The organism is Bradyrhizobium betae (assembly GCF_004123905.1).
Taxonomy (GTDB): Bacteria; Pseudomonadota; Alphaproteobacteria; order Rhizobiales; family Xanthobacteraceae; genus Bradyrhizobium; species Bradyrhizobium betae_A.
This window is the reverse complement of sequence record NZ_MZXW01000007.1, coordinates 75,432-87,760: the sequence shown is the minus strand read 5'-3', so window position 1 is coordinate 87,760 and position 12,329 is coordinate 75,432. Positions and strand designations below refer to the sequence as shown.

The 12,329-nt window shown below is 62.9% G+C and carries 5 protein-coding genes; all 5 read right to left on the bottom strand.

The window, feature by feature from the left end; translation table 11 throughout:
- Nucleotides 1-21: 21 nt before the first annotated feature.
- The 5 genes from B5V03_RS04390 to rplJ all read right to left on the bottom strand — a co-directional run bounded on the left by B5V03_RS04390 (nt 22) and on the right by rplJ (nt 12,150).
- Nucleotides 22-2,082: an FAD-dependent oxidoreductase gene (locus B5V03_RS04390; protein WP_129268052.1), complete on the bottom strand. Its 2,061-nt coding sequence runs from the start codon at nt 2,080-2,082 to the stop codon at nt 22-24.
- A 192-nt stretch (nt 2,083-2,274) separates the two neighbouring features.
- A complete protein-coding gene (gene rpoC / locus B5V03_RS04385) occupies nt 2,275-6,471 on the bottom strand; it encodes a DNA-directed RNA polymerase subunit beta' (protein ID WP_129268051.1) in 4,197 nt (1,398 codons plus the stop codon).
- A 129-nt stretch (nt 6,472-6,600) separates the two neighbouring features.
- On the bottom strand, nt 6,601-10,716 hold the full coding sequence (rpoB, locus tag B5V03_RS04380; RefSeq protein WP_129268049.1) for a DNA-directed RNA polymerase subunit beta: 4,116 nt from the start codon (nt 10,714-10,716) through the stop codon (nt 6,601-6,603).
- Between the two features lie 483 nt (nt 10,717-11,199).
- The gene (gene rplL, locus B5V03_RS04375; protein WP_094895389.1) at nt 11,200-11,577 is read right to left on the bottom strand and encodes a 50S ribosomal protein L7/L12; all 378 of its coding nucleotides are present in this window, start codon (nt 11,575-11,577) and stop codon (nt 11,200-11,202) included.
- Between the two features lie 54 nt (nt 11,578-11,631).
- Complete coding sequence (gene rplJ, locus B5V03_RS04370) at nt 11,632-12,150, bottom strand: 50S ribosomal protein L10 (protein ID WP_129268047.1); 519 nt, start codon at nt 12,148-12,150, stop codon at nt 11,632-11,634.
- Between the last annotated feature and the right edge of the window lie 179 nt (nt 12,151-12,329).

The window sequence follows — 12,329 nt, the reverse complement described above, 5'->3', positions numbered from 1 at the left end:
TCGTCCGTTTCCATCCTGCGGCTAGTCGTCGTCCTCGTCCTCGACCTTGTCGAAGAAGGAATAGCGCAAGCTGTCAGCGTCGGCGTACCACTGCCCCGGGCCCTTGTTGGCGGCGAGCGTCGCCTCCCAGAGCGCATCGGTGCAGTCCTTGCGGTGCATCGACAGGTCGAAGCCGTTGCCGAAAAACAATTCGGACCATTCCCACCAGGTGCCGAGCTTCTTGACCCCGCGCAGGAGGTCGTAGCGGTCGATCACCACTGAAGCCATGTCCGAGGTGATCGAGCCGAACACGAGGCCAGTCTTGACCACGCGGTTGAGCTCGCGGATCGCGCGGACCACCTGCTTCGGGGAAAGATGGCAGAGGCTGGTCTCGAACACGAAGTCAAAGCTGCCGTCCTTGAACGGCATGTCGGTGATCGAGCCGAGCTTGTTGTACTTCTTCAGCGCCTTCGGCGTTTTGGCGTGGATGGCGCGGTTGTTCTCGATGCCGAAGGCGTCGATGCCGCGCTCGCGCAGCGCGCCGACCAGCTCGCCGCTGGCGGAGCCCGCGACCAGCAGCCTGGCGCCCTTCGCCTTGCCCCAGACGATGCCGATCAGCTTGGTGAGATAGTCGGGATCGGTGAAGTGCTTCCACGCTTCGCTGTAAGGACCAAGGCCGCGATAATTCTCGAAATAGTCGCGGTCGATCTTGTCGGAAGCCGGCTTGTCGTCCTGCGCGCGCTCGCGGCGCAGGCGCATCATCTCGGTCAGGATGATGTCGGTTGCCGCATCCGAGGAGTCGAGCAAGCCGTTCAGTGTTGAATCGAACAGATAGTCGCCGACCACGACGATCCCGGGATGTTCCTTCGGCTCGGGCCGGTGGTTGGTCATGACGTCGCGCACCGGCAGGCCGCCCGGTATAGCGTTCACCGACGACAGCCAGCGGTGGATCTTGCCTTCCACGAAATGCGCGCGTGCATCGCCGAGCGAGGCCGGCAGCGATTTCAGCGCGGCGTCGATCAACTCCTGGTCCGACAGATTGGCGAAGGCCAGCGCATCGGAACCGGGAATCAGCCAGTTCAGGACGCCGTGCTTGCCGACGTCGTGGCGTGCGCCCTCGTTGTAGACGCAGCAGCCGCCGAACGCCTCCGACATGAACCAGGCGCCGGCAATCTTCTCGCCCCAGAATGGCGAGTCGAACAGGATCGAGACGCGCAAATAATGCGCGGGACGGTCGAAATACGAGACGTGCTTGACCATCGACTTGCGGAGCTGCTCGCCTTCCCAGCCGACGGTGGCGAGCCAGGAATGCGGGAGGCACATCAGCACGAGATCGAAGTCGCGCGTCTCCGGCCCCTTGCCGTTCATCATCTTGAGCTGGTAGCGGCCGGTCGGCGCCTTGCCGACGGTGAGCACGCGGTGATTGAGCTGGATGTCGGCGTTGACCTCCGACTGCAGGCACTCGATCAACTGCTCGTTGCCGTTCTGGATGGAATAGAGGCCGATATAGCCGTCGACATCCATCAAATAGTTCTTCAGCGCGTTGAGGCCGTTGGTGTTGTGGCTTTCGGTCGCGATGTCCGAGCGCGCCATCACCTTGAAGAAACGCTTTGCGGTTTCGTCCTCGACCTCCTCGTCGAGCACCTGCTCGGCGGTCTTGTAGGCCCAGGGGTTCTCGTTGTCGTGCGCGCCGACGCCCTCGTAATATTCGATCGGCGTCATCGCCTCGGCGCAGCGCTTGCGGAACGCCTCGATCGCGGCCGCGGTCTTGGCGCCGTATTTACGGCGCATGCCCGCGACGTCATTGATGAGCTCGCCGCCGAACTGCACCTGCTCGGCGTCCATCGGAATGGTCTGCAAACCGAAATGCTGGATCAGCTCGCGCAGGGGATCCGGACCCGTCATCGAGTAGTCGTAGATCTCGGCGACGCCGGCCTCGTACATCGCGGGCGCCGAATCGAATTTGCGCGTGACGATCTTGCCGCCGAGCCGGTCGGACGCCTCGTAGATGGTGATGCGGCAGAGATCGCCGAGCTTCTTCTTCAAATACCAGGCGCTCATCAGCCCGCCGGGGCCGCCGCCTACGATTGCGAGATCAAGCATGTCAGTTCCGTGGTCTCCGGCCCTGCCCCCGTCACGGGATCCACCGGTCTAAGCTCCCCTAGCAGAAGCGCTTTTGCTGCTGAAGGGAAGATGAACAAAGGTTGATCCTGCACCGCAACAGGGAAACAAAGCAGCAAAAAGGCCGGCTTTCGCCGGCCTTTTCGTTATCCTCGTAGTCCTACGGATGAACCATTATTCCGCGGGCGGGAGCGCAGGAAGCTCCACTTCCGGTGCCGGCGGCACGACGGCCGACTGCTTCTCGCGCTCGTCGAGGATCATCTTGTCGCGCTTCACGGCGACTTCGCGGATCTTGGCCATGGAGGCGCCGGTGCCCGCCGGGATCAGCCGGCCGACGATGACGTTCTCCTTGAGGCCTTCGAGCGGATCGACCTTGCCGTTGACCGCCGCTTCCGTGAGGACGCGGGTGGTCTCCTGGAACGAGGCCGCCGAGAAGAAGGAGCGGGTCTGGAGGCTCGCCTTGGTGATGCCGAGCAGAACCGGCGTTCCCGTGGCGATCTTCTTGCCCTCTTCCCTGGTCTTCTCGTTGATCGCGTCGAACTCGATCTTGTCGATCTGCTCGCCGGAGATCATGTCCGTGTCGCCCTGGTCGGTGACTTCCACCTTCTGGAGCATCTGACGGACAATCACCTCGATGTGCTTGTCGTTGATGAGCACGCCCTGGAGCCGGTAGACCTCCTGGATCTCGTTGACCAGATAGGCCGCGAGTTCCTCGATGCCCTTGACCGCAAGGATGTCGTGCGGCGCCGGGTTGCCTTCGACGATGAAGTCGCCCTTTTCGACGACGTCGCCGTCCTGAAGGTGGATGTGCTTGCCCTTCGGGATAAGGTACTCGCGCGCCTCTTCGGTCTTGTCCATCGGCTCGATCGAGATGCGACGCTTGTTCTTGTAGTCGCGCCCGAACCGGATGGTGCCCGAGATTTCGGCGATGATCGCCGCATCCTTCGGACGCCGTGCCTCGAACAGTTCCGCCACCCGCGGCAGACCGCCGGTGATGTCACGCGTCTTGGCGCTTTCGGTCGAGACACGGGCGAGGATGTCGCCCGCCTGGACCTTGGCTCCGATGTCGACCGAGAGAATGGCGTCGACCGACAGCATGTAGCGGGCATCGCCGCCACGGGCGAGCTTGAGCACCTTGCCGTCCTTGCCCTTGACCACGATGGCGGGACGCAGGTCCCCGCCGCCGCGCGTCGAGCGCCAGTCGATGACCACGCGCTTGGCGATACCGGTGGCTTCGTCCAGCGTTTCCGTGATCGAAAGCCCTTCGACCAGATCCTCGAAGCCGATGGAGCCTTCCACTTCGGTGAGAAGCGGACGGGTGTACGGGTCCCACTCGACGATGCGCTGGCCGCGCTTGACGGTGTCGCCCTCGTCGACATGCAGGCGCGAGCCGTACTGGATACGGTGCGTCGCACGCTCGGTGCCGTCGGCATCGACGATCGCGATCACCATGTTGCGCACCATCGCAACCAGGTGGCCTTCGCTGTTGCGGGCAATGGCCTTGTTCCGGATCACGATCTTGCCGTCGAAGTTGGATTCGACGAACGACTGCTCGTTGAGCTGCGCCGCACCACCGATGTGGAAGGTGCGCATCGTGAGCTGGGTACCCGGCTCGCCGATCGACTGCGCCGCGATGACGCCGACGGCTTCACCGTGGTTGACCGGCGTGCCGCGGGCGAGGTCGCGGCCGTAGCACATGCCGCAGATACCGTTGACGAGTTCGCAAGTCAGTGCCGAGCGGATCTTCACCTCCTGCACGCCACCCTGATGGATGGCATCCAGATGGCTCTCTTCCATCAGCGTACCGCGCTTGATGATCACCTTGCCGGAGCTGTCACGGATGTCTTCGCAGGCCGTGCGTCCGAGGATGCGCGAACCGAGCGAGGCCACCACGGTGCCGGCGTCGACGATGGCGCGCATCTTGATGCCGAGCTTGGTGCCGCAGTCGCTCTGCGTGATGATGCAGTCCTGCGCGACGTCGACAAGACGACGGGTCAGGTAGCCGGAGTTCGCGGTCTTCAACGCGGTGTCCGCGAGGCCCTTACGGGCGCCGTGGGTCGAGTTGAAGTACTCGAGAACCGAGAGGCCCTCCTTGAAGTTCGAGATGATCGGCGTCTCGATGATCTCACCCGACGGCTTGGCCATCAGGCCGCGCATGCCGGCGAGCTGGCGCATCTGGGCCGGCGAACCGCGGGCACCGGAGTGAGCCATCATGTAGATCGAGTTGATGTCGGCATCCGCCCCACTCGCCGTCTTCTTGGTCGAGGAGATCTCCTTCATCATCGCCTTGGCGATTTCTTCCGTGGCCTTCGACCAGGCGTCGACGACCTTGTTGTACTTCTCGCCATGGGTGATCAGACCGTCGTTGTACTGCTGCTCGAAATCCTTCGCCAGCGTACGGGTCGTGTCGACGATCTTCCACTTGGAGTGCGGCACGACCATGTCGTCCTTGCCGAACGAGATGCCGGCCTTGAACGCGTTGTAGAAGCCGAGCGCCATGATGCGGTCGCAGAAGATCACCGTCTCCTTCTGGCCGCAGTGGCGGTAGACCTGGTCGATGACGCCGGAGATCTCGCGCTTGGTCATCAGCTTGTTGATGATCTCGTACGAGATACGCGGGTTCTTCGGCAGCAGATTGCCGAGCATGACGCGGCCCGCGGTGGTCTCGATCCACCGCGTTGAGACCTTGCCGGTCTCATCCATGCCCTGCCACCGATACTTGATCTTGGTGTGGAGGTGGATGACCTTCGCATGCAGGGCGTGCTCGAGCTCGGCCATGTCGCCGAAGATCTTGCCCTCGCCGGGCAGGCCTTCACGCAGGATCGAGACGTAATAGAGACCGAGCACGATGTCCTGCGACGGCACGATGATCGGCTGGCCGTTCGCCGGATGCAGGATGTTGTTGGTCGACATCATCAGGACGCGCGCTTCCAGCTGCGCTTCCAGCGACAGCGGAACGTGCACGGCCATCTGGTCGCCGTCGAAGTCGGCGTTGAACGCGGCGCAGACCAGCGGGTGGAGCTGGATCGCCTTGCCCTCGATCAGCACGGGCTCGAACGCCTGGATGCCGAGACGATGCAGCGTCGGTGCGCGGTTAAGCAGCACCGGATGCTCGCGGATGACCTCGTCCAGGATGTCCCAGACCTCGGGCCGCTCCTTCTCGACCAGCTTCTTGGCCTGCTTCACCGTGGTGGACAGGCCCTTGGCATCAAGCCGCGAATAGATGAACGGCTTGAACAGCTCGAGCGCCATCTTCTTCGGCAGGCCGCACTGATGCAGGCGCAGCTCGGGACCGACCACGATCACCGAACGGCCCGAATAGTCGACGCGCTTGCCGAGCAGGTTCTGACGGAAGCGGCCCTGCTTGCCCTTGAGCATGTCGGCGAGCGACTTCAGCGGGCGCTTGTTGGCGCCCGTGATGACGCGGCCGCGGCGGCCGTTGTCGAACAGCGCATCGACCGCTTCCTGAAGCATGCGCTTCTCGTTGCGGATGATGATGTCGGGCGCGCGCAGCTCCATCAGCCGCTTCAAGCGGTTGTTGCGGTTGATGACGCGGCGGTAGAGGTCGTTGAGGTCCGAGGTCGCGAAGCGGCCGCCGTCCAGCGGCACCAGCGGACGCAGGTCCGGCGGAATCACCGGGACCACGGTCATGATCATCCATTCCGGCTTGTTGCCGGAGTGGCGGAACGCTTCCACGATCTTCAGGCGCTTGGCGAGCTTCTTGTGCTTGATGTCGGAGTCGGTCTCCTGCATCTCCAGGCGCAAGGTGGCCTCGAGCTTCTCGAGGTCCATGCCCTTGAGCAGCTCGCGGATCGCTTCCGCGCCGATCATGGCGGTGAAGCTGTCCTGGCCGTACTCGTCTTGCGCCCGCAGATACTCGTCTTCCGACAGCAGCTGACGGTCCTTCAGCGCGGTGAGACCCGGCTCGAGCACGACGTAATATTCGAAATAGAGGATCCGCTCGAGATCCTTCAGCGTCATGTCGAGCAGAAGGCCGATGCGCGAGGGCAGCGACTTCAGGAACCAGATGTGGGCGACGGGGGCTGCGAGCTCGATATGGCCCATGCGCTCGCGCCGGACGCGCGACAGCGTGACCTCGACCGAGCACTTTTCGCAGATGATGCCCTTGTACTTCATGCGCTTGTACTTGCCGCACAAGCATTCGTAGTCCTTGATCGGCCCGAAGATGCGGGCGCAGAACAGGCCGTCGCGCTCGGGCTTGAAGGTACGGTAGTTGATGGTCTCCGGCTTCTTGATCTCGCCGTAGGACCAGGACAGAATCTTCTCTGGGGACGCGATCGAGATCCGGATCTGGTCGAAGACCTGAGCCGGCGTCGTCGGGTTGAAGAGATTCATAATTTCTTGGTTCATCGTCTTCTCCTCGCGGACCGGTCGCCTCCGGCCGCAAATTCGAAAATCACTCAAGCGAGGCGCCCTGCCCTCAAGGCATCGGGAGGGGCGCCAATGCCCGGCCGTGAAGGCCGGGCATGAAAGGTCGTATTACTCGGCTGCTTCCGAGGTCGGCGGTCCAACCTTGGAGTTGTGCAGGTCGACGTTGAGGCCGAGCGAGCGCATTTCCTTGACCAGCACGTTGAACGATTCCGGAATACCGGCCTCGAACGTGTCGTCGCCGCGCACGATCGCCTCGTACACCTTGGTACGGCCGGCGACGTCGTCCGACTTCACCGTCAGCATCTCCTGGAGCGTGTACGCCGCGCCGTAAGCCTCGAGCGCCCACACTTCCATTTCGCCGAAGCGCTGACCGCCGAACTGCGCCTTGCCGCCCAGCGGCTGCTGGGTGACGAGCGAGTACGGACCGATCGAACGCGCATGGATCTTGTCGTCCACGAGATGGTGCAGCTTGAGCATGTAGATGTAGCCCACCGTCACCTTGCGATCGAAGGCATCGCCGGTGCGGCCGTCATAGACGGTCGACTGACCCGAAGCGTCGAGACCGGCAAGCTTCAGCATCTCCTCGATGTCGGCTTCCTTGGCGCCGTCGAACACCGGCGTCGCGATCGGAACGCCGCGGCTGAGGTTATGGCCGAGCTCGATCAACTCGTTGTCGTTGAGCGACTTGATCGTCTCGTCCTCGCCGTAGACCTTCTTCAAGGTTTCCTTCAGCGGCTTGATGTCCTGCTTCGACAAATAGGCATCGACCGTCTGGCCGATACGCTTGCCGAGGCCGGCGCAGGCCCAGCCGAGATGGGTCTCGAGGATCTGCCCGACGTTCATGCGCGAAGGCACGCCGAGCGGATTGAGCACGATGTCGGCATGCGTACCGTCTTCGAGGAACGGCATGTCCTCGATCGGCACGATCTTCGACACCACGCCCTTGTTGCCGTGGCGGCCGGCCATCTTGTCGCCGGGCTGGATCTTGCGCTTCACCGCGACGAAGACCTTGACCATCTTCATCACGCCGGGCGGCAATTCGTCACCGCGCTGAAGCTTCTCGACCTTGTCGAGGAAGCGCTGCTCGAGCCCCTTCTTCGACTCGTCGTACTGCTTCCGCATGGCCTCGATCTCGGCCATCAGCTTGTCGTTCGGCGAAGCGAACAGCCACCACTGCGACTTCGGGTACTCCTCGAGCACCGCACGGGTGATCTTGGTGTCCTTCTTGAAGCCCTTCGGACCGGCGATGCCCTGCCGCCCTTCGAGCAGCTCGGCAAGACGGTTGTAGACGTTGCGGTCCAGGATCGCCTGCTCGTCGTCGCGGTCCTTGGCCAGACGCTCGATCTCTTCCCGCTCGATCGCCAGCGCACGCTCGTCCTTGTCGACGCCGTGACGGTTGAACACGCGCACTTCCACGATCGTGCCCTGCACGCCCGGAGGAACGCGCAGCGAGGTGTCGCGAACGTCGGAGGCCTTCTCGCCGAAGATGGCGCGCAGAAGCTTTTCTTCCGGCGTCATCGGGCTTTCGCCCTTCGGCGTGATCTTGCCGACCAGGATGTCGCCGGCGCGTACTTCCGCGCCGATGTAGACGATACCGGCTTCGTCGAGGTTCTTCAGCGCTTCTTCCGAGACGTTCGGAATGTCCCGGGTGATTTCCTCAGGTCCGAGCTTGGTGTCGCGGGCCATCACCTCGAATTCCTCGATGTGAATCGAGGTGAAGACGTCTTCCTTCACGATCCGCTCGGAGAGCAGGATCGAATCTTCGAAGTTGTAGCCGTTCCACGGCATGAACGCGACCAGCACGTTGCGGCCGAGCGCGAGCTCGCCGAGATCGGTCGACGGACCGTCGGCGATGATGTCGCCCTTCTTGACGATGTCGCCGACCTTCACCAGCGGACGCTGGTTGATGCAGGTCGACTGGTTCGAACGCTGGTACTTCATGAGACGGTAGATATCGACGCCCGACTTGGTCGGATCGAGATCTTCCGTGGCGCGGATGACGACGCGGGTCGCGTCGATCTGGTCGATCACGCCCGAACGGCGCGCCGCGATCGCGGCACCCGAGTCACGGGCAACGACGCCTTCCATGCCGGTACCGACGAACGGCGCCTCGGCGCGAACCAGCGGCACCGCCTGGCGCTGCATGTTCGAGCCCATCAGCGCGCGGTTGGCGTCGTCGTTCTCGAGGAACGGGATCAGCGCCGCGGCGACGGAGACGAGCTGCTTCGGCGACACGTCCATGTAGTCGACCTTGTCGGGCGTCACCGGCAAGACTTCGCCGGCGTGACGGCAAACCACGAGGTCTTCGGTGAAGCGGCCCTTCGGGTCGAGCGGCACGTTGGCCTGCGCGACCGTGTAGCGGCCCTCTTCCATTGCCGAGAGGTACACGACCTCGTCGGTGACGCGGCCATCCTTGACCTTGCGGTACGGCGTCTCGACGAAGCCATATTTGTTCACGCGCGCGAAGGTCGCGAGCGAGTTGATCAGGCCGATGTTCGGACCTTCCGGCGTCTCGATCGGGCAGATACGGCCGTAATGGGTCGGATGCACGTCGCGGACTTCGAAGCCGGCGCGCTCGCGGGTCAGACCGCCCGGTCCAAGCGCCGAGAGACGACGCTTGTGGGTGATCTCGCTGAGCGGGTTGGTCTGGTCCATGAACTGCGAGAGCTGCGAGGAGCCGAAGAACTCGCGCACGGCGGCAGCCGCCGGCTTGGCGTTGATCAGGTCCTGCGGCATGACCGTGTCGATGTCGACCGAGGACATGCGCTCCTTGATCGCGCGCTCCATGCGGAGCAGGCCGATGCGGTACTGGTTCTCCATGAGCTCGCCAACCGAACGCACACGGCGGTTGCCGAGATGGTCGATGTCGTCGATCTCGCCCTTGCCGTCGCGCAGGTCCACCAGCGTCTTGATGACGGAGAGGATGTCTTCCTTGCGCAGCGTGCGCTGGGTGTCGGGCGCATCGAGGTCGAGGCGCATGTTCATCTTGACGCGGCCGACCGCGGAGAGGTCGTAACGCTCGGCGTCGAAGAACAGCGACTGGAACATCGCCTGTGCCGAATCCAGCGTCGGCGGCTCGCCCGGACGCATCACGCGGTAGATGTCGAACAGCGCGTCTTCACGCGTCATGTTCTTGTCGGCCGAGAGCGTGTTGCGGATGTAGGGGCCGACATTGACGTGGTCGATGTCGAGCAGCGGCAGCTCCTTGTAGCCGTGCTCGTTGAGCGCCTTCATGCTCTTGTCGGTGATTTCCTCACCGGCTTCGGCGTGGATCTCGCCGGTCTTGGGATTGACGAGGTCCTCGGCGAGATAGTTGCCGACCAACTCCTCATCCGACAGGCGCAACGCCTTCAGACCCTTCTCCTGCATTTGACGCGCACCGCGGACGGTGAGCTTCTTGCCGGCCTCGAGCACGACCTTGCCGGTATCGGCGTCGATCAGATCGTTGACGGTCGAGTAGCCGCGGAAACGGTTGGCGTCGAACGGAACGCGCCAGCCTTCCTTGGTCCGCTTGTACTGGATCTTCTTGTAGAACGTGGACAGGATCGCCTCGCCGTCGAGGCCAAGGGCGAACATCAGCGACGTCACCGGAATCTTGCGGCGACGGTCAATACGCGCATAGACGATGTCCTTGGCGTCGAACTCGATGTCGAGCCAGGAGCCGCGATACGGGATCACGCGGGCAGCGAACAGCAGCTTGCCCGAGGAATGGGTCTTGCCCTTGTCGTGGTCGAAGAACACGCCGGGCGAACGGTGCATCTGCGAGACGATGACGCGCTCGGTGCCGTTCACGATGAAGGTGCCGTTCATCGTCATGAGCGGGATATCGCCCATGTAGACGTCCTGCTCCTTGATGTCCTTCACCGACTTCGCGCCGGTTTCCTCGTCGATGTCGAACACGATGAGGCGCAGCGTCACCTTGAGGGGCGCCGCGAAGGTCATGCCGCGCTGGCGGCACTCGTCGACGTCGTATTTCGGCTGCTCGAACTCGTAGCGGACGAATTCCAGCATCGAGGTGCCCGAGAAGTCGGAGATCGGGAACACCGAGCGGAACACCGCCTGCAGACCCTCGTCGAGACGCCCACCCTGGGGTTCGTCGACCATCAGGAACTGGTCATAAGACGCCTTCTGAACCTCGATGAGGTTCGGCATCTCGGCGACTTCCTTGATGTGTCCGAAGAACTTGCGAACGCGTTTGCGACCGGTGAATGTCTGCTGCGCCATCGTGGCCTCTCATTTCGTCGCCCGCTCCGGGCGCGCCGTCCGGGACTCGGCTGCCGCCGCTCCCCGGGTTGAATTTTTCGAACCCGCTTTGGGGGTCGGAAACTCAGTTTCAGGCCGTCATGTCCTGAATCTGTTCTTCAGACCTTCAAAACGCAAAACGACGCGCGGGGCGCATAGGCACGCCCGCCCGTCTCTACGATCGTTTTCACGGACTGCAAAAGCCCGAAATAGCCTGCTCTCCCAACGGCTTACAGGGAAATCCGACATCCCTGCCCACCGCGCTTTCGTGCTGCCGAACCGATATGGGGCGACAATAGTGCAGATTCGAGGGGTAAACCCTCCAATCCCCACACTTTTTCGTGTTCAGCCTGCGTCGGGACGTTCCGTCGCACGCCTTTTGCATCCGGCCCACCCTTTCGAGGGGTGGACCAAGATCCCGGGCTTCGCCTGAAGCTCGCCCGGGATCTCGCCAGTAAGCGTTGCTTACTTGAGTTCGACCTTGGCGCCAGCCTTCTCAAGCTGGACCTTGAGCTTCTCGGCTTCGTCCTTGTTCACGCCTTCCTTGACAGGCTTCGGCGCGCCCTCGACGAGGTCCTTTGCTTCCTTCAGGCCCAGGCCGGTGATGGCGCGGACTTCCTTGATGACTTCGATCTTCTTGTCGCCGGCGGCGGCGAGAACGACCGTGAACTCGGTCTTCTCTTCAGCCGGAGCGGCGGCAGCGCCACCACCAGCCGGGCCGGCCACGGCGACGGCCGCGGCAGCCGAAACGCCCCACTTCTCTTCGAGGAGCTTCGCGAGTTCGGCAGCCTCGAGCACGGTGAGGCTCGAGAGGTCGTCAACGATCTTCTGCAAGTCAGCCATTGTTCAGTTTCCTTGAGTGTAAGTCTGGTTCGGGTTTGAGTTTTGCGAAGGGCGTCAGGCCGCTTCGCCCTTTGAGGCATGAGCCTGGATGACGCGCGCGAGCTTGCCCGCGGGCGCGTTGGCGAGCTGAGCGAGCTTGGTCGCCGGGGCCACAAGCAGGCCGACGATCTTTGCGCGCAGTTCGTCAAGCGACGGCAGTGAGGCAAGCGCCTTCACGCTGTCGACATTCAGGACGGTCTTCCCCATCGAGCCGCCAATGATGACGAACTTTTCGTTCGCCTTGGCGAATTCGACGGCGACCTTCGGCGCCGCTACCGGATCGTTCGAAGTGGCGATCACGGTCGGTCCCTTCAGCATGGGACCGATGGCAACGACGTCAGTGCCTTCAAGAGCAATTTTGGCGAGACGGTTCTTCGAGACCTTCACCGAGGCGCCAGCCTGCTTCATCTGCATGCGCAGCTTCTGCATCTGGGCAACGGTCAGGCCGGAATATTGAGCAACGATCGCGACGCTCGTGGTCTTGAAGACCCCATTGAGCTGTTCGACCGCGTCCTTTTTTGCCGCTCGTTCCACAGCAAGCTCTTTCCGGTTGGCGGCCATCGCGAAAAGCGGGACCGCCGGGTTGCACCCATCGCCCCACCCAAAACTTGAACCTCCGGGCCAAAACCCATCGGACACGCGCCGGGCGAGACGACAATTCAAAGCCTGCCCTCCGGGAGCCCATTAGAGCCCACGGCGTGTCGAGGTCCGAA